The sequence below is a fragment of the Nocardia sp. NPDC004068 genome (genome assembly GCF_042874315.1).
In the GTDB taxonomy this organism is placed as follows: Bacteria; Actinomycetota; Actinomycetes; order Mycobacteriales; family Mycobacteriaceae; genus Nocardia.
Genome location: NZ_JBIAMW010000017.1, coordinates 1 through 17307, shown reverse-complemented (window position 1 = coordinate 17307; position 17307 = coordinate 1). Strand labels below are relative to the sequence as shown.

At 70.2% G+C, this 17307-nt stretch carries 15 protein-coding genes and 1 tRNA gene; 10 read left to right on the top strand and 6 right to left on the bottom strand.

Annotated elements, in window-relative coordinates; all coding sequences use genetic code 11:
• Nucleotides 1–59: 59 nt before the first annotated feature.
• The 3 genes from ACFYTQ_RS31960 to ACFYTQ_RS31950 are packed head-to-tail and all read right to left on the bottom strand — an operon-like array spanning nucleotide 60 to nucleotide 2591.
• The gene (locus ACFYTQ_RS31960; protein WP_387369060.1) at nucleotides 60–1040 is read right to left on the bottom strand and encodes an ATP-binding cassette domain-containing protein; all 981 of its coding nucleotides are present in this window, start codon (nucleotides 1038–1040) and stop codon (nucleotides 60–62) included.
• Nucleotides 1037–1879, bottom strand: a complete 843-nt coding sequence (locus tag ACFYTQ_RS31955; RefSeq protein WP_387369058.1) for an ABC transporter permease — start codon at nucleotides 1877–1879, stop codon at nucleotides 1037–1039. Before ACFYTQ_RS31955 ends, ACFYTQ_RS31960 begins: the two co-directional genes overlap by 4 nt.
• Nucleotides 1872–2591 carry an ABC transporter permease gene (locus tag ACFYTQ_RS31950; protein WP_387369056.1) on the bottom strand — a complete coding sequence of 240 codons (720 nt, stop codon included), beginning with the start codon at nucleotides 2589–2591 and terminating at the stop codon, nucleotides 1872–1874. Before ACFYTQ_RS31950 ends, ACFYTQ_RS31955 begins: the two co-directional genes overlap by 8 nt.
• 274 nt (nucleotides 2592–2865) lie before the next feature.
• Between ACFYTQ_RS31950 and ectB the strand changes: the two genes are divergently transcribed.
• From ectB to ACFYTQ_RS31915, 7 genes are all read left to right on the top strand, one after another.
• Nucleotides 2866–4113, top strand: coding sequence for a diaminobutyrate--2-oxoglutarate transaminase (ectB, locus tag ACFYTQ_RS31945; RefSeq protein WP_387369054.1), 1248 nt, complete (start codon nucleotides 2866–2868; stop codon nucleotides 4111–4113).
• Nucleotides 4114–4294: 181 nt separating this feature from the next.
• A complete protein-coding gene (locus ACFYTQ_RS31940; protein WP_387369052.1) occupies nucleotides 4295–5416 on the top strand; it encodes a sugar ABC transporter substrate-binding protein in 1122 nt (373 codons plus the stop codon).
• Entirely contained in the window at nucleotides 5416–6189 is a 774-nt protein-coding gene (locus ACFYTQ_RS31935) for an ATP-binding cassette domain-containing protein (RefSeq protein WP_387369050.1), read from the top strand. Before ACFYTQ_RS31940 ends, ACFYTQ_RS31935 begins: the two co-directional genes overlap by 1 nt.
• Nucleotides 6190–6205: 16 nt before the next feature.
• Entirely contained in the window at nucleotides 6206–7612 is a 1407-nt protein-coding gene (locus ACFYTQ_RS31930) for a sugar ABC transporter permease (protein WP_387369048.1), read from the top strand.
• Nucleotides 7613–8770 carry an ROK family protein gene (locus ACFYTQ_RS31925; protein ID WP_387369046.1) on the top strand — a complete coding sequence of 386 codons (1158 nt, stop codon included), beginning with the start codon at nucleotides 7613–7615 and terminating at the stop codon, nucleotides 8768–8770.
• Nucleotides 8771–8841: 71 nt separating this feature from the next.
• Nucleotides 8842–9162, top strand: coding sequence for a hypothetical protein (locus tag ACFYTQ_RS31920; RefSeq protein ID WP_387369044.1), 321 nt, complete (start codon nucleotides 8842–8844; stop codon nucleotides 9160–9162).
• 51 nt (nucleotides 9163–9213) lie between these two features.
• The gene (locus tag ACFYTQ_RS31915) at nucleotides 9214–9978 is read left to right on the top strand and encodes an IclR family transcriptional regulator (protein ID WP_387369042.1); all 765 of its coding nucleotides are present in this window, start codon (nucleotides 9214–9216) and stop codon (nucleotides 9976–9978) included.
• A gap of 14 nt (nucleotides 9979–9992) precedes the next feature.
• Here ACFYTQ_RS31915 and ACFYTQ_RS31910 read toward each other — a convergent pair whose 3' ends face one another.
• Both ACFYTQ_RS31910 and ACFYTQ_RS31905 read right to left on the bottom strand, forming a co-directional pair.
• Nucleotides 9993–10631 (bottom strand): hypothetical protein, encoded by a 639-nt coding sequence (locus ACFYTQ_RS31910; protein WP_387369040.1) that lies wholly within the window; start codon nucleotides 10629–10631, stop codon nucleotides 9993–9995.
• An 87-nt stretch (nucleotides 10632–10718) separates the two neighbouring features.
• Nucleotides 10719–11711: an NAD(P)/FAD-dependent oxidoreductase gene (locus ACFYTQ_RS31905; protein WP_387369222.1), complete on the bottom strand. Its 993-nt coding sequence runs from the start codon at nucleotides 11709–11711 to the stop codon at nucleotides 10719–10721.
• A gap of 147 nt (nucleotides 11712–11858) precedes the next feature.
• Here ACFYTQ_RS31905 and ACFYTQ_RS31900 point away from each other — a divergent pair, with 147 nt between their 5' ends.
• The gene (locus tag ACFYTQ_RS31900) at nucleotides 11859–12485 is read left to right on the top strand and encodes a helix-turn-helix domain-containing protein (protein ID WP_387369038.1); all 627 of its coding nucleotides are present in this window, start codon (nucleotides 11859–11861) and stop codon (nucleotides 12483–12485) included.
• Nucleotides 12486–12501: 16 nt separating this feature from the next.
• Nucleotides 12502–14748, top strand: a complete 2247-nt coding sequence (locus ACFYTQ_RS31895) for a glycosyltransferase family 39 protein (RefSeq protein WP_387369036.1) — start codon at nucleotides 12502–12504, stop codon at nucleotides 14746–14748.
• 3 nt (nucleotides 14749–14751) lie between these two features.
• Here ACFYTQ_RS31895 and ACFYTQ_RS31890 read toward each other — a convergent pair.
• Nucleotides 14752–14824 (bottom strand) — tRNA-Gly (locus tag ACFYTQ_RS31890).
• Between the two features lie 188 nt (nucleotides 14825–15012).
• On the opposite strand from ACFYTQ_RS31890, the gene ACFYTQ_RS31885 reads away from it, so the two are divergent.
• Complete coding sequence (locus ACFYTQ_RS31885; protein ID WP_387369034.1) at nucleotides 15013–17163, top strand: ArnT family glycosyltransferase; 2151 nt, start codon at nucleotides 15013–15015, stop codon at nucleotides 17161–17163.
• The last annotated feature ends 144 nt before the right edge of the window (nucleotides 17164–17307 follow it).

Sequence of the window (17307 nt, the reverse complement as noted above, 5' to 3'; positions counted from 1 at the left end):
TCACCCCGGAGAATCAGATGAAAACGTGGCACACTACCGCGCGGTACGCAAGCGGACGCTCAGGGGCAATCGCGTATCCGCGATTCGTAGATGCGCCGCACCACGTGTTCGATGTCGGGTTCCTCGATCGACAGGTCGCGCACCTCCACCCGCGCCGACACGGCGGTGAGAAGCGCGGCCGCCGTGGTCTTCTCGGGATCGAAGGCCAGCCGCTGCCGGATGCCGTTGCCCTCGCTGGCCAGCAGGTCGGCGCCGGGCAGTTCCACCAGATCCGGTGCGGGCGAGGCGAGTTCGACCACCAGGACGCGCCGCGCGCCGACCGTGGCGGCGAGTCCGGTCAGCGAGCCGTCGTAGGCGAGGCGGCCGTGGTCGACCACCAGCACCCGTTCGCACAATCGCTCGATATCGCCCATGTCGTGGGTGGTGAGCAGTAAGGTGGTGCCGCGTTGGATACGTTCGTAGCTCAGGAATTCGCGGAGGCGCTGTTTCGACAGCACGTCCAGTCCGATGGTGGGTTCGTCCAGGATCAGCAGTTCGGGCGAATGCAGCAGTGCCGCAGCGATTTCCCCGCGCATGCGCTGGCCCAGCGACAGTTGCCGGACCGGGACGTCGAGGGTGTCGACCATCTCCAGCTGCTCGACCAGTTCGTGGGTGCGTTTGCGGGCGTGATCGGGGTCGAGCCGGTGGATGGCGGCGAGGATGGTGAACGATTCGCGCAGCGGCAGATCCCACCACAGCTGCGAGCGCTGACCGAAGACGACCCCGATCCGGCCGGCCAGTTCGCGCCGCTGGCGCACCGGTTCCAGCCCGCAGGTGCGGACCGTGCCCGAGGTCGGCACCAGAATGCCGGTGAGCATTTTGATGGTGGTGGATTTGCCCGCCCCATTGGCGCCGATATAGCCCACGGCCGCACCGGATTCGATCGTGAAACTCATCCGGTCCACGGCGGTGAGCAATTCGCGGCGGCGTCGTAAGCGGCGATCGTCCTTGCGGCGCAACACGAATTCCCGGGTCAGGTCACTGATCTCGATCGCGTTCATCCGCCGCCTCCCTGATAATGCCGGATACCCATCCGCCAGCAAGTCAACGCGAGCGCCCAGATCCACAGGGCCGCAACGGGTGTCGCCCAGGCCAGGGAGGTCGGCAGCCAGGCCGGGCCGGGCAGCCCCAGCAGTGCGATGGTGGGCAGGTAGGCGACGAAGGCCACCGGCACCGCGAAGCCGAACACCAGCGTGAGCGGATGGCCGAACACGGAGGTGGGCTGCTGGGCGGCGAAGGATCCGCCGTAGGTGAAGCTGTTGGTCAGCTCGGCGCCGTCGATGAGGAAGAACTGGAGTCCGGCCGCGCAGACGAACAGCCCGGCGAAGATGGCGATGCCGCTGACCAGCGACAGCACCAGCAGCGCGAATGTGGCCGAGGTCCAGACGATCTCGTTGGTGGTCAGGCCTACCGTGAGCACCGCGGCCGCGACGCCCGCGCGGGCGAGCCGCCGCAACGAGATGTCGCTGGTCACCAATTGCAGCAACAGCGGTTGCGGGCGCAGATGGAAGGCGTCGAGGGTGCCGGTGCGGATGTAGGCGGGCAGGGTGTCGGTGTGGCCCACCGCGATCTGCGCCACGGCGAAGGCGAGGTTGGACAGTCCGAACAGCAGCAGCATCGCGTCCATGTCGAGTCCCCCGAGCACCCGCACGTTGTGGTAGATCACCCACACCTCGGCGAATTCCACCACGCCCACCAGCAGGGAGGACAACATGTCGGCGGCGAACGACAGCGGATAGGCCTGTTGGGAGCGCATCCGCGAGCTGAGCACCGCGGCGTACGGGGAGAACCAGTGTCCGTGCGTCGCAGCGGTTTCGGCCGGCACGATCACCTCAGCCACCCTGCACCTCCAGTTTGCGCTGCCCCGCGCGCAGCAGCAAGCGGCCCAGGAGCAGCGCCACGGCGACCCAGACCAGTTGCACCGCGATGATCTTCGCGGCGTCCAACCCGGTCGCGCGGCCCGACAGCACATCGATCGGACCCTGCAACAGCGACGGGAACGGCGTCAGCACGGCCGCGGTGTAGAGCCAGCCGGGGAACAGGTGCACCGGGACGAACAGCCCGGCCAGGAAGGTCGCCACGATCTGATAGAGCAGCCGCAGCCCGCGCGTCTCCACCAGCCAGAACCCCACCAGCGCCACCGAGAACAGCAGCAGCGCCGAGATCGTCACCGCCAGCAGCACACTCACCGCGCCGAGCGCGTAGGGCGCCGAACCGTGCGGCAGCGCGAGTTGCAGGGTGAGCATCCCGGCCGCCACACTGGGCGCGCCGCGCAGCAGCAGCGTGCACGCGGCCCGGCCGAGATCGGTTGCCAGACAGGACATCTGGATGTCCAACGGGCGCAGGAAGTCGACCGCGATATCGCCGTTGCGGATGCGCTCGACGATGTCGGGCGGCGGACCCATGAGCGCGAGCGCGCCCAGCAACCCTTGCGACAGCCACACATACGCCCCGATCTCGTCGGCGCCGTAACCACCGAAACCCGCGCCGGTCCGCACCGCCGCCAACAACACCGAGGCCCGGACCAGCCCGAACACCACGTTGGTGAACATGCCGGCGAACATCGCCGCGCGATAATGCCACTGTCTGCGGAACCCTGCTGCAGCCAGTCGTATATACACCCCGGGGTCCGCGCGCACAATCAGTTCACGGTACGGGCACCGGGTTGCGTTCACAACCAGATCGGCGACTCACAGGGGTTCCGATGCGGATACCGGTCGGTTGCCGAATCGGCACGAGCGTGCGGTTTTTCCGCCGAATCGATGCGGGCCCGTGCATCGGAATGTTAGAAACAGTGACGTTTCAAAACAACCCGGAGGACCGCCCATGACCACGGTTTTCGAGGCGCTCGAGTCCAATGTGCGCGGATACTGCCGGTACTGGCCGACGGTCTTCACCACCGCCCGCGGCGCGTGGCTGCGCGACGAGGCGGGCCGGGACTATCTCGACTTCTTCGCGGGCGCGGGCGCGCTCAACTACGGCCACAACAATCCCGTGCTCAAGGCCGCGTTGCTGCACTATCTGGCCGAGGACGGCGTCACCCACGCGCTGGACATGTCCACCACGGCCAAGCGGGATCTGCTCGAGACCCTGCGCGACGTGGTCCTGGTCCCGCGCGGGCTGGACTACAAGGTGCAGTTCCCGGGCCCGACCGGAACGAACGCGGTCGAGGCCGCCCTCAAACTGGCGCGCAAGGTGACCGGCCGGATTCCGATCGTCCACTTCACCAACGCCTTTCACGGCATGACCCTCGGCGCGCTCGCGGTGACCGGCAACGCGGCCAAGCGGGCGGGCGCGGGAGTGCCGCTGCCGCACGGGTATCCGCTGCCCTACGACGGCTGTCTCGGCGGCGTCGACGACCTGCTCTGGCTCGAGCGCGCGGTCGACGACGTGTCATCGGGGCTGGACAGGCCGGCGGCCGTGATCGTGGAGACCGTGCAGGGCGAAGGGGGTGTGAACCTGGCGCGGCCGTCGTGGTTGCGGCGGCTGGCCGAAATATGCCGCGCCCGAGGCATTCTGCTCATCGTGGACGACGTGCAGATGGGGTGCGGGCGGACCGGTCCGTTCTTCTCCTTCGAGAGCGCGGGCATCACCCCGGACATCGTCACGCTGTCGAAGTCCATCGGCGGCTACGGCCTGCCGATGGCGCTGGTGCTCATGCGGCCCGATCTCGACCAGTGGGCCCCGGGCGAACACAACGGCACCTTCCGCGGCAACAACGCCGCGTTCGTCACCGCGCGGGTCGCGCTGCGGCGCTACTGGTCCGACGACGGTCTGGCCACCGCCACCGCCGCCAAGGGCGAGCGGGTCCGGCGCGCGCTGACCGAACTCGCGGAGCGTTTCGACGGATTGTCCACGCGCGGACGCGGTCTGGTGCACGGGCTGGTGTTCGACGACGCCTCGCGCGCGGGCAAGGTCTCGCGCGCCGCGTTCGAGGCCGGGCTGCTGGTGGAGACCTCCGGTGCGCGCGACGAGGTGGTGAAACTGCTGCCCCCGCTGACGGTCGGCGAGGACGAACTCGACCACGGGCTGGGGTTGCTCGCGGGTGCGGTCGAGGTCGTCTGCGCGGGGTGACGCCGAAGGGGTTCGGCGCGGGGCGGTTTCGTGTCACCATGACCAGGAGTGAGCCGCGCCACACCGTTGCGCAATCGTGACCCTCGGCACGGTCGGCGTGCCATATGTTGTTGCCTACAACATATGGCCGTGCGCGCCGGGTCCGGCGCGAACTCGGCCGCCCGCTCGAAAGGTTCACCTGATGAGGACGAAAACGTTCGGGGCCATCGCCGTCACCCTGGCCGCCCTGTTGCCGCTCACCGCCTGCGGTTCCAACTCCTCGCGCACCGACAACACCGCCACCGGTTCCGGCGGGGGAGGTGGGGCCAACGGCACCGTCGGGGTGATCCTCCCGGAGACGGCGACCTCGGCCCGCTGGGAGGGTTTCGACCGGCCCATGCTCCAGAAGGCGCTCACCGCACAGGGATTCGACGCCGATATCGAGAACGCCCAGGGCGATGTGCAGAAGTTCAGCACGCTGGCCGACGGCATGATCGCCAAGGGCGTCAAGGTCCTGGTCATCGCCGCCATCAACAGCGAGGTCGGCACCGCGGTCGCGGCCAAGGCGAAGAAGGCGGGCATCCCGACCATCGACTACGACCGGCTGAACCTCGGCGGCTCCTCCGACTACTACGTCTCCTTCGACAACGTGCGGGTCGGGCAGTTGCAGGGGCAGGGCCTGGCCGACGCGCTGAAGGACAAGGCGGGCGGCCAGGTGATCGAGATCGAGGGCGCCCCGACCGACAACAACGCCACCCTGTTCGCCCAGGGTCAGCGCAAAGTCCTTCAGCCGCTCTATGATTCGGGCACGCTGAAGCTGGTGCACAGCCAGCCCATCGACGGCTGGGACAACCAGAAGGGCGGCCAGGTCTTCGAGCAGTTGCTCACCGGCAACGGCGGCAAGATCGACGGCGTGGTCGCGGCCAACGACGGCCTCGCGGGCGCGATCATCACCGTGCTGAAGAAGAACGGCCTCAACGGCAAGGTGCCCGTCACCGGACAGGACGCCACCGTCGAGGGGCTCAAGGCGGTGCTGCGCGGCGATCAGTACATGACGGTGTTCAAGCCGATCAAGGACGAGGCCGAGGCCGCGGCGAAACTGGTCGCCGCGCTGGCCAAGGGCGACAAGGCCACCGCCGACGGCCTGGCCACCGCGTCGAGCACCGACCCCAAGGGCAACCGCACCGTGAAATCGGTGCTGCTGGACCCGCATTCGATCACCCGCACCGAGGTCAAGCAGGTCGTCGATCTGGGTTATGTGAAGGCGAGCGAGCTGTGCGGCGGTGACGTGGCGCCGCTGTGCGCCCAGCAGGGCATCGCCTGATGTCCGAGCCGCTGCTCCAGATCACCGGGCTCAACAAGAGTTTCGGCGCGGTGCACGTGCTGCACGACGTCGACTTCACCGCCCCCGCGGGCGAGGTGACCGCGCTCGTCGGCGACAACGGCGCGGGCAAGTCGACCCTGGTGAAATGCGTCGCCGGTATCCATCCCGCCGACTCCGGGACCGTGCGGTTCCGCGGCGAGGAGGTGCACGTGCGGGGGCCCAAGGACGCGGCGGCGCTGGGGATCGAGGTGGTCTACCAGGATCTCGCGCTGGCCGACAACCTCGACATCGTGCAGAACATGTTCCTCGGCCGCGAACGGGGCAAGCCCTGGTTCCTGGACGAGGCGAGCATGGAGGAGGCCGCGCGGCGCACGCTGGCCTCGCTCTCGGTGCGCACGGTGAAATCCGTGCGCACGCCGGTCGCCTCGCTCTCGGGCGGGCAACGCCAGACCGTCGCCATCGCGAAAGCCGTGCTGTGGAACAGCAATCTGGTGTTGCTGGACGAACCCACGGCGGCGCTCGGCGTCGCCCAGACCCGGCAGGTGCTGGACCTGGTCCGGCGGCTGGCCGAACGCGGGCTCGGGGTCGTGCTCATCAGCCACAACCTCGCCGACGTGTTCGAGGTGGCCGACCGCATCGCGGTGCTGTATCTGGGCCGGATGGCCGCGCAGGTGCGCACGGCCGATGTCACGCAGAACCAGGTCGTGGAACTGATCACCGCGGGCCGCTCCGGCGATCTCGGGCTGGCACGGCCCGAGGCCGCGGTGCTCTAGCAGGAAAGACGATGTGATGACGCAAGTTTCGACCGAGACGGCCGTGGCCGATTTCGGCATCGACACCACCACCGTGTCCACGGCCGAGGCCGTGCGCGCCTATCTCGCCCGCGTGAGGGGCGGCGAGATCGGTTCCCTGCCCGCGCTGCTGGGCCTGGTGGTGCTGGTCGTGCTGTTCTCCGTGCTGTCGGATGTGTTCTTCTCGCTCAACAACATCGCCAACCTGCTGGCGCAGGGCGCGGGGCAGACGATCATCGCGATGGGCATCGTGTACGTGCTGCTGCTGGGCGAGATCGATCTGTCCGCGGGCACCGCCTCCGGGGTCGCGGGGGCGGTGCTGGCCATGCACTACGTCGAGGACGGAAACCTGTTGTCCGGCATGGGCAATACGGTGTTCATCGTGTTCAACGGATTGCTGCTGCTGGCCGCGGTGCTGGCCGGACTGCTGCGGATCTGGCCCGGGGTGGCGACGGCGTTGCTGGGCGTGGCGATCACCATGGTCGGGTTCCACGCCAACCCGTGGATCGAGATGCTGCTGGCGGTGTGCGTGGGCACGGCCATCGGGTGCATCACCGGATTCCTCATCGCCCGCATCGGGATGCCGTCGTTCGTGGTCACGCTGGCGCTGTTCCTCACCTGGCAGGGCGCGATCCTGCAACTGATCGGCGAGGGCGGGGTGCTGGGCATCAGCTCCTCGCCGGTGCTCAACGAGGTGGCCAATGGCAATCTGTCGGTGGCGTGGAGCTGGGTGCTGTTCGTGGTCGGGGCGGGCGGGTACGCCGGGGTCACGCTGTTCGGTCACTTCCGCAGGCAGGCCAAGGGACTGGTGTCCGCGCCCACGCCGCTGGTGCTGGGCAAGGTGACGGCGGTGACCGTGCTGGCGGCGGTCGCGACCGCGTTGTTGTCGGTGAACCGCTCGCCGAACGCGCTCGAGATCTCCGGGGTGCCGTACGTGGTGCCGATCGTGTTGGCGCTGTTGGTGATCGGGACCTTCGTCCTCAATCGGACAGCCTATGGGCGGCACCTCTACGCCATCGGTGGTAACGCCGAGGCCGCCCGGCGCGCTGGAATCAATGTGACCCAATTGCGGGCGAGCGTGTTCGTCATCTCCTCGGGCTGTGCGGCGGTCGGCGCGATCGTCTACTCGTCCAAGGTCGGCTCGGTGGATCCGCAGGCGGGCGGGTTGAACACGCTGCTGTTCGCGGTGGGCGCGGCGGTGATCGGCGGGACGTCGCTGTTCGGCGGCAAGGGCCGGGTCGCCGACGCGGTGATCGGCGGCGCGGTGCTGGCGGTGGTGTCCAACGGGCTGGGTCTGCTGCGGCAACCGGCCGCGGTCGTCTCCATCGTGACCGGCCTGGTGCTGTTGCTGGCCTCGACCGTCGACGCGCTGTCGCGGCGGCGGGCCCGGGCGACCGGACGGTAGATGACCGTCGCCCGACCCGACGAGGTGCGCCGATTCAATCGCGCCTCGCTGCTGCGTCGGCTACACGTGGGCGGTCCGGCCACCCGCGCGGCGCTGGCCAGCGAGCTCGGCCTCAACCGCTCGACCATCAAGATGCTGGTCGACGGTCTGGCCGGGGACGGGGTGGTGGAGGAGCGGGTCCCGCGCCTGGCCAAGGGCGCGGGCCGGCCCTCGCTGCTGGTGCTGCCGCAGCCGCAGGCGGCGGTGGTGCTGGCGGTCGACGTGCAGGTCGAGCACGCGGGCATCGCCCTGGTCGGGTTGGGCGGTCAGATCCTGGGCCGCAACAGCTGGAATGTGCGCGGGCGCGGGCGCGAACCGGACGAATTGGCTTGTCACGTGGCCGAATCCGCGGCGCTGCTGGCCGCCGACCTCGGCCTGCGCCCGATCGCGGCGGGGGTGTCGGTGCCGGGTGTGGTGCGGCGCGCGGACGGATTGGTGCACACCGCGGCGAATCTCGGCTGGACGCGGGTGCCGTTCGGGGAGCGGATGGGGACGCTGCTGGGCGTGCCCGTGGTGATCGGCAACGACGCCGAACTGGGCGCGCTCGCCGAGAACGTGCGCGGCGTCGGGCGCGGCGCGTCGGACGCGGTGTTCGTCTCCGCCGACGTCGGGGTGGGCGGCGGCATCATCGCCCAGGGCGCGCCCATGCGCGGATCGGCCGGATACCTCGGCGAGATCGGTCACATGACCGTGCGGCGGGGCGGGCGGCGGTGCCACTGCGGGAACGAGGGATGCTGGGAGACCGAGGTGGGGGAGGCGGCGCTGCGCCGCGCGCTCGGCCTGCCCGAGAACTGCGCGCGCGGCGCGATCGTCGCGGAAATGCGTGAGCTGCACCGGGATTCGGATCCGGTGGCGCGGCTGGGGGAGTACGTCGACTGGCTGACCCTCGGCGTGGTCAACGTGGTCAACATCCTCGGGGCCGAACTGGTGGTGCTCGGGGATCTGTTCGTCTGGCTGCCCGACGCGGTGGTGGCGCACGTGCGCGGCGAGGTGTCGCGCCGCAGCCTGGTGGGCCGCGCGCTGGGCGGGGTGCGGATCGAACGGTCCTCGCTCGGAGCGGATCTCAAACTGCTGGGCGCGGCGGAGGCGGCGTTCGAGGACGTGCTCGCGACCCTGTGAGACGCCGATTCGGCGACGCACGAGTGCGAACGCTCTACCCTGGAGGCACTCACGTCGGATCGGGGGCAGCGATGACCTTCTTGCGCGGGGTCTGCGAGCACACCGAGGGCAGGCACCTCACGGTGCACGCGGTGAACCGGGACGCCGGGCTGAAACGCGTGTTCGAGGGCCGATTCGTCGGGGAGATACCGCCGTTCACCGTGCTCGGGGCGCACATCGACGCGGACGATCCCGACGAGTTGCGCGGCGCGCGCCGATTCACCGGCACCGTCGGCCCGACCCGGCTGGCCCTCGTCTTCGACAACGCGACACAGATCAGCGGCACCCTCGTGCCCGCGCTCGAGCGGGAGTGGGCGGTCGCGGGCGAAGGGTATTGGCGCGCGGTGTTCTGACGCGGGTCGGCGATCATAATGAGCACACCGACCCACGACGGAAGGATCGCCGTGACCGAATCACGTCCGCGGGCAGGTGTGGTGCAGTCGGTCGATCGCGCCTTCGATCTTCTGGAACGGGTCGCCGACGCCGGGGGCGACGCCACGCTGTCGCAGCTGGCCGAGGCGTCGGGGTTGCCGCAGCCCACCATTCACCGGCTGCTGCGCACGCTCATCTCCGGCGGCTACGTCCGCCAGCAGCCCTCCCGGCGATACGCGTTGGGCCCCAGGCTGATTCGCCTCGGCGAGAGCGCGAGCCGAGTGCTGGGCGCCTCGGCCCGCCCGCACCTGACCCGGCTGCGCGACCTCACCGGCGAGACCGCCAATATGGCCGTGCTCGACGGCGATCAGGTGGTCTACGTCGCCCAGGTCCCCTCGCCGCACGCCATGCGGATGTTCACCGAGGTCGGCCAGCGCGTCGACCTGCACTGCACCGCCGTCGGCAAGGCCGTCCTGGCCACCCTCACCCCCGAGGAGACCGACCGCGTCCTCACCCGAATCCCGTTGCGCCCCCACACCTCCCACACCATCACCGACCCCGCCGCCCTACGCACCGAACTCGACCACATCCGCCACCGCGGCTACGCCACCGACACCGGCGAACAGGAACCCGGCCTACACTGCTACGCCGTCGCCATCCCCAACGCCCCCACCCGAACCGCCATCTCCATCAGCGGCCCCCAACCCCGAGTAGCGACCCTGTCCCCCACCGAGATCATCCCCCTCCTCCACGAAACAGCCACCGCCATCGGCCGAGACCTGTCGGCCGCGGGGTGATCAGAGCGCGGCGGTCAGGGGGTGGGGCCGCCGGGCTGGGGTGGGAGTTGGCCGGGGGCGCCCGGGAATTGGCCGGTGCCGCCGGATTGGTTTGGGCCCCCGGGGAATTGGCCTCGGCCTTGGCCCTGCATGCCGCGGCCTTGGGATGCGGTGCCGGTGGTGATCTCGGTGGCGGTGGCGGTGTTGTTCGATTCGGTGGCGCGGATGGTCACCGTGTCGCCGACCTTGGCGGTGGCGCCGGTGGTGTTCGAGGTGATCGCGTAGGTGTGCGAGTAGTCGTCGGCGCTCTTGGCGGTGATGGAGTCGGCGGAGACGGCGGTGACCGTGCCGGTCTGGGTGAGTTCGGTGGCGTAGCCGCCGTTGCCGTCGGAGACGACGAATTCGCCGTGCAGGGCGCCCGGCATTATCATGCCGCCGCCGCGGGCGGACTGACCGCCGGGGCCGTTCATGCTCATGCCGGGGCCGCCGCCGGGGCCGCGGCTCTCGGTCGAATGCCCGGACGCGGCGTAGACGACGCCCGCGCCCGCCGCGGCGATGACGGCGGCGACGCCCACCGCCGCGAGGGACTTGCGGGTGGTCCAGCCCGAGGGGGCGGGTTGCGGTGCGCCCCAAGGCTGTTCGGTCTCCGGCGGCTGCTGGACGGGGGTCGTCATCGTGCGTGCTCCTCGATGGTCGGGACCGGCTTGCCGGTCGGTCGTCCCACGGTCGGTCACGAAAATGGGCCCCCGCTGTGCCGAGGATCAGGGTTGGCTGTGCGAATGGGCCGAAACTGGGATTTCGCCGAGAGCCCGGTCCGCCACGGCCGCCGCCACCTCCTCGGCCACCAGGTCGGCATTGATCTGCGCCCCCGCCATCGCGCCCGCCGCCGCGGCCGCGCCGACCTGGGCCGACAGATCCGACACGTTCCCGGCCGCCCACACGCCCGGCACCTCGGTGCGCCCGGTCGCGTCGGCGGGAATGTATTCGCCCATCCCACTGGGATGTTCGCTCGGCCGCAGGCCCAGCTCGGCCAGGAATCCGGCACGGGCGACCATGCGCGTCCCGACCGCCAGCGCCGCGCGCTCGACGACAGTGCCGTCGCTCAACCGCACCCCGGTCAGCCGATCGCCGGTGACGACCAGTTCCGTCACGATCCCCTCGACCACCCGGATCCCGCGCGCGGCGAACTGCTCGGCCTGCTCCGCGGTCGGCGGCGCGGTGTGGGCGAAGTACACCACGTCATCGCTCAACTGCCGGAACAACTGCGTGACATGCGCCGACATCGGCCCGCTGCCGAGCACGCCGATCGCCCGATCACGCACCTCCCAGCCGTGGCAGTACGGGCAGTGCAGCACGTCGCGTCCCCACCGCTCCCGCAGCCTCGCCACCTCGGGCAGCTCGTCGACCAACCCGCTCGCGACGAGCAGCCGCCGCGCCCGCACCGAGCGTCCGTCGGCCAGCCCCACGACGAAATCGGATTCCGCGCGCCGGGCCGAGATCACCTCGCCCTCGACCACGCGCCCGCCGTACGACGCGACCTCCGCCCGTCCCCGCGCGAGCAGCTCACCCGGCGGCACCCCCTCCCGGGCGAACAGGCCGTGCACCCCGTCGGCCGGGGCGTTGCGCGGCGCGCCGCCATCGATCACCAGCACCGAACGCCGCGACCGCGCCAGCATGAGCGCGCCGTTCAACCCGGCCGCGCCGCCGCCGATCACCACCGCGTCGTAGTCGTCGTTCCACTCCTCGGTCACCATGACCACCTCCTTCGCTACGCCGGTGCCGTGCCCGAGGTCGTAGTCGTCGTTCCGCTTCTCGGTCACCATGACACCTCCTTCGCTACGACAGTGCCGCCCCCGAGGTCGTATCGGCAAGGAGATTTGCCGAAGTGGCAAACTGTCGGCATGGACGAGATCGATCGGGCGCTCGACGCGGTCGGCCCCCGGCTGCGCGAACTGCGCCGCAAGCGCCGCACCACGCTGGCCGAATTGTCAACGGCCACGGGCATTTCCGTGAGCACGCTGTCCCGTCTGGAATCGGGCAGCCGCCGCCCCACCCTCGAACAGCTGCTGCCGCTGGCCCGCGCGCACGGCGTCACCCTCGACGAATTGGTCGACGCCCCGCAGACCGGCGACCCGCGCGTGCACCTGCGCCCGGTCACCCATCACGGCATGACGATGGTGCCGCTGACGAAACGGGCGGGCGGCATCCAGGCGTACAAGATCGTTTTCGAGGCGCACAGCCCCCGGCGCGACCCCAGCCCGCAGACCCACGAGGGCTACGAATGGCTGTACGTCCTCAACGGCCGCCTGCGCGTGGTGCTCGGCGACCACGACCTGGTGCTGCTGCCCGGCGAGGCGGCCGAATTCGACACCCGCGTGCCGCACTGGTTCGGCGCCGCCGACGACGAACCGGCCGAGATCCTCAGCCTGTTCGGCAAGCAGGGCGAACGCGCGCACCTGCGGGCCGCGCCCAAGGACCGCGCTCCCAGCAAACGCACAGCCGGACCACAGGACGCTTCCACGCGGTGACGGCACGCTCGATCGGGTGACCTCCACCCTGTCCGAACCGACCGTTGTGCCCGCCCCCGCCCCGGCCCGGCGCGATCTCCGCCCCTGGTCGCTGGCCGCGTTGCTGATCGCGACCGCGGCGCTGTACCTGTGGGATCTGGGTTCGAGCGGCTGGGCCAATCAGTTCTACGCGGCCGCCGTGCAGGCCGGATCCACCAGTTGGAAGGCGATGCTGTTCGGTTCCAGCGACGCGGCCAACGCGATCACCGTCGACAAGACGCCGGGCGCGCTGTGGGTGATGGACCTCTCGGCGCGGCTGTTCGGCCTCAACTCGTGGAGTCTGTTGGTGCCGCAGGCGCTGGAGGGTGTCGCGTCGGTGGCGGTGCTGTACGCGACGGTGCGGCGGGTCGCCGGGCACGGCGCGGGCCTGCTCGCCGGTGCGGTGCTGGCCGCGACGCCGGTGGCGGCGTTGATGTTCCGCTACGACAATCCCGACGCGCTGCTGGTGCTGCTGCTGACGGTGGCGGCCTACTGCGTGCTGCGCGCCGTCGAAACCGATTCCGCCGCATGGTGGTTGCCGCTCGCCGGGGTGGCCGTCGGCTTCGGTTTCCTGGCCAAGATGATGCAGGCGTTCCTGGTGCTGCCCGCCTTCGCGGTGGTGTACCTGCTCGCGGCGCGGGCGCCGTGGCGCACCCGGCTGCTGCGATCGGCGGGCGCGGTGCTGGCCGTGATCGTCTCGGCGGGTTGGTATCTCGCGCTGGTCGCGCTGTGGCCCGCGGACTCCCGGCCCTACATCGGCGGTTCTCAGCACGACAGCGTGCTCGAATTGGCCTTGGGCTACAACGGTTTGGGCCGCATCACCGGCGACGAGACCGGCGGCCTCGGCAACACCAACTTCGACGCCGGCTGGGCGCGCCTGCTCGGCGACCAGATGGGCGGCCAGATCGCCTGGCTGCTCCCCGCCGCGATCATCCTGGGCCTGGCCGGACTCTGGGTCCTGCGCCGCGCCCCCCGCACCGACACGACCCGCGCCGCCCTGCTCCTCTGGCTCGGCTGGCTCGCCGTCACCGGCGCGGTCTTCAGCTTCGCCAGCGGCATCCTCCACCCGTACTACACGGTCGCCCTGGCCCCCGCGATCGGTGGCCTGGTGGGCATCGGTGCGGCCTTGATGTGGCAGCGCCGCAACGACATTCGCGCGACCACGGTCCTGTCCGGTTCGCTCGCGATCACGGCGCTCCTGGCCTGGATCCTGTTGCGCCGAACTCCCCAGTGGCAGCCCTGGCTGGCCCCCACGGTCCTGGCCGGGGGAGTGGTCGCCGCGGTCCTGCTGCTGCTCGTCGCCCGCCTCCCGCACCGGATCGCCGTGGTGGTGGCTGGGCTCGCCGTGGTCACTGGATTGGCGGCTCCGACGGCGTATTCCCTTGCGACCGTTGCCACCTCACACGGTGGCGCGATTCCGAGCGCGGGGCCCGCGGGGGCCGGGTTCGGGCATATGCGTCCGGGTGGAACGGCCGGGCGAGGCTGGAACACGGGCGGTGCTTTCGGGCCGAATGGGCAGGGAGGTGTCCCGGGAACTGCTGGGGGCCAAGGGAATACGGGCAGTGCGGCCGGTGGTCAGGGTGGCGTGAGCGGTACACAAGGCGGTACAGCCGGTGGTCAGAGTAGCGCGGCCGGTGCTCAAAGCGGTACGGCCGGTGGCCAGGGTGGCGTGAGCAGTGTCCAAGGCGGTGCGGCCGGTGCCCAAGGCGGTACAGCCGGTGCCCAAGGTAGCGCGACCAGTGCGCAAGGTGGCGCGGCCGGTGCCCAAGGTAGCGCGACCAGTGCCCAAGGTGGTGCGGCCGGTGCTCAAGGCGGTGCGGCCGGTGCCCAAGGTGGCGCGGCGGGTGCCCAAGGGGGTATGGGTGGGGCGCCCATGGGTGGGTTGTTCGGGGCGTCCGAGCCGAGTGCGAATGTCGTTGCGGCATTGGAGGACAACGCGGACGCGTATACCTGGGTGGCGGCGACCACCGGGTCGAACAACGCGGCCACCTATCAGCTGGCGACGCGCAGCCCGGTGATGGCGATCGGTGGGTACAACGGGACCGATCCCGCGCCGACGCTGGCGGAGTTCGAAAGCCTTGTGGCGCAACACAAGATCCACTACTACATCGACGGACAGGTGATGGGCGGCATGCGCGGCTCCTCGAGCGGCGGCAGCCAGGAGGCGGCGAAGATCTCGGCGTGGGTGCGGGCGAACTACACCGCGCGGACGATCGACGGCGTGACCGTCTACGACCTGAGTTGACGGAGCGGATGACGGGATTCGAACCCGCGACCCTCACCTTGGCAAGGTGATGCGCTACCAACTGCGCTACATCCGCGTGCCGCGCTCCGGCGGCGAGTCAAAACCATAGCTCATCGCGCCCGACAACCACCAATCGCCTGGTGGTCGGGCGCGATCGGCGTTTCCGGCCGAATCGTCCCCCACCCTCACAGCAATCGCACAGCGTACACGCAACGGCGGCCCAGTGCGCCGTTCGAACATGGTGGAGACGAGAGGAACACGGATATGACCACCATCGAAGCGCCCGCCCCGCGGGCCACCAGTTCACCCCCCGCCCCGCCCGCGCGGCAGCGCCCCGCCTGGCACGGCATCGTCTTCGGCGACCCCGATCAACCGCGCTGGGCCCGGCCCGGCCTGTGGGCCCTGCTGCTGGCGTCGGCCGTCGCCTACCTGTGGGGCCTGAGCCGAAACGGTTGGGCCAACGACTATTACGCGGCCGCCGTCCAGGCCGGGACGCAGAGCTGGAAGGCCCTGCTGTTCGGTTCGCTGGACGCCGGGAACGCGATCACGGTCGACAAGCCGCCCGCCGCACTGTGGATCATGGGCCTGTCGGGACGGCTGTTCGGCTTCGGTTCGTGGTCCATGCTGCTGCCCGAGGCGCTGATGGGTGTGGCGTCGGTCGCGCTCGTCTACGCCGCGGTACGGCGCTGGCACGGGCCCGGTGCGGGTTTGCTGTCCGGTAGCGTGCTGGCGCTGACTCCGGTGGCGGCGTTGATGTTCCGGTTCAACAATCCCGACGCGCTGCTGGTGCTGCTGCTGGTCGCGGCGGCCTACTGCACGATGCGCGCGACCGAGCGGGGCAGCGGCCGCTGGCTGGCGCTCGCCGGTGTCGCCGTCGGCTTCGGCTTCCTCACCAAGATGATGCAGGCGTTCCTGGTGCTTCCGGCGTTCGGTCTGGTGTTCCTGGTCGCCGCGCCCATCGGGTTCGGGCGGCGGATCGTCAAGCTGCTCGGCGCGGCCGTCGCGGTCGCGGTGTCGGGGGGATGGTTCGTGGCCCTGGTCTCCTTGTGGCCCAGCGATTCCCGGCCCTACATCGGCGGTTCGACCGACAACAGCCTGCTCGAGCTGGCGCTGGGTTACAACGGCCTCGGCCGCGTGCTCGGCGGTTCCGGCAATCACGGCGGTGGCGGCGGATTCAGCGGCAGCACCGGGATCACCCGCCTGTTCGGCGATTCGATGGGCACCGAAATCTCCTGGCTGCTCCCCGCCGCCCTGATCGGCCTGGTCGCCGGGCTGTGGTTCACCCGCCGCACCCCGCGCACCGGACGCACCCGCGCGAGCCTGATCCTGTGGGGCGGCTGGCTCCTGGTGACCGGTGTGGTCTTCAGCTACATGCAGGGCACCATCCACCCGTACTACACAGTCGCCCTCGCTCCCGCGGTCGCCGCGCTGATCGGCATCTCGGTCACCCAATTGTGGCGCGGCCGCGCCCATCTCGCGCCCCGCACGACCCTCGGCGTCATGCTCGCCGCCACCGGCATCTGGAACTACGTCCTGCTCGACCGCACCCCCGACTGGTACCCGCCCCTGCGCTGGATCACCCTCATCGGCTCGATCGCCCTGGCCGCGATCCTCATCGTCGGCGCCCACCACCTGGGCCGCCTCACCGCCGTCATCGCGGCCACCGCCCTCCTGTTCGGCCTGGCCGGAACCACGGCCTACACCCTCGAAACCCTCGCGACCACCCACACCGGCTCCATGCCCACCTCCGGCCCGACCACCGGCCGAGGAATGGGCGGCCCCGGTGGCTTCGGCGGAGGCGACGGCTTCACCCGCGGCGACGCACCCGGCCAATCATCCACGGGCACAGCCCAATCCGGCTCGACCGACGGCTCGGCGACCGGCGGCCAGTCCGCTCCGGCCGATGGTTCCGCCAGCGGCCAGTCCGCCCCCACCGGTTCCGGCACCGGCGCGCAACCTCCCTCGGCCGCGGGTTCCGCGACCGGCGGATCGGCTCAAGGGGCCACCGACGGAACCGCTTCGGGCGCAACGGTTTCCGGCGGCGGTCAGATGTCCGGCCCGGGTGGCGGCGGCGCGAGCAACAACGCCGAGTTGCAGAACCTGCTGAAGAACACCCAAAACCGCTGGGCGGCGGCGACGGTCAGCGCCCAATCCGCCGCGGGCCTCGAATTGTCCACCGGCGCCTCGATCATGGCGATCGGCGGCTTCACCGGCAGCGACAACTCCCCGACCCTCGCCCAATTCCAGCAGTACGTCGCCAACGGTGACATCCACTACTTCATCGCGGGCAACGGCGGCGGCCCCGGCGGCAACTCGGGCACCGGCGCGGAGATCACCACCTGGGTCAAGGCCCACTACCAAGCCGTCACCATCGGCACCACCACGGTCTACGACCTCACCCAACCCCTGACCTGACCACCCCAGCCGCACCCTTTATTCCGATCCGCACCCCTTGCACCCCCCTGCAGGGAGTGTCGGAATTTTTGTGGGCAGAACGGTGAATTGTCCTGCTAGTTTCCGGTTATCCGCTCACCATAGTGCAGGGCGAGCGTGTTGAGT

What these genes read in the sequence shown, in the direction of transcription:
- ACFYTQ_RS31960 (WP_387369060.1), bottom strand. Translation starts at nt 1,040, where the DNA reads ATGAACGCGATCGAGATCAGTGACCTGACCCGGGAATTCGTGTTGCGC.
- ACFYTQ_RS31950 (WP_387369056.1), bottom strand. Translation starts at nt 2,591, where the DNA reads ATGTTCACCAACGTGGTGTTCGGGCTGGTCCGGGCCTCGGTGTTGTTG.
- ectB (WP_387369054.1), top strand. Translation starts at nt 2,866, where the DNA reads ATGACCACGGTTTTCGAGGCGCTCGAGTCCAATGTGCGCGGATACTGC.
- ACFYTQ_RS31940 (WP_387369052.1), top strand. Translation starts at nt 4,295, where the DNA reads ATGAGGACGAAAACGTTCGGGGCCATCGCCGTCACCCTGGCCGCCCTG.
- ACFYTQ_RS31935 (WP_387369050.1), top strand. Translation starts at nt 5,416, where the DNA reads ATGTCCGAGCCGCTGCTCCAGATCACCGGGCTCAACAAGAGTTTCGGC.
- ACFYTQ_RS31930 (WP_387369048.1), top strand. Translation starts at nt 6,206, where the DNA reads ATGACGCAAGTTTCGACCGAGACGGCCGTGGCCGATTTCGGCATCGAC.
- ACFYTQ_RS31925 (WP_387369046.1), top strand. Translation starts at nt 7,613, where the DNA reads ATGACCGTCGCCCGACCCGACGAGGTGCGCCGATTCAATCGCGCCTCG.
- ACFYTQ_RS31920 (WP_387369044.1), top strand. Translation starts at nt 8,842, where the DNA reads ATGACCTTCTTGCGCGGGGTCTGCGAGCACACCGAGGGCAGGCACCTC.
- ACFYTQ_RS31910 (WP_387369040.1), bottom strand. Translation starts at nt 10,631, where the DNA reads ATGACGACCCCCGTCCAGCAGCCGCCGGAGACCGAACAGCCTTGGGGC.
- ACFYTQ_RS31905 (WP_387369222.1), bottom strand. Translation starts at nt 11,711, where the DNA reads ATGGTGACCGAGGAGTGGAACGACGACTACGACGCGGTGGTGATCGGC.
- ACFYTQ_RS31900 (WP_387369038.1), top strand. Translation starts at nt 11,859, where the DNA reads ATGGACGAGATCGATCGGGCGCTCGACGCGGTCGGCCCCCGGCTGCGC.
- ACFYTQ_RS31885 (WP_387369034.1), top strand. Translation starts at nt 15,013, where the DNA reads ATGACCACCATCGAAGCGCCCGCCCCGCGGGCCACCAGTTCACCCCCC.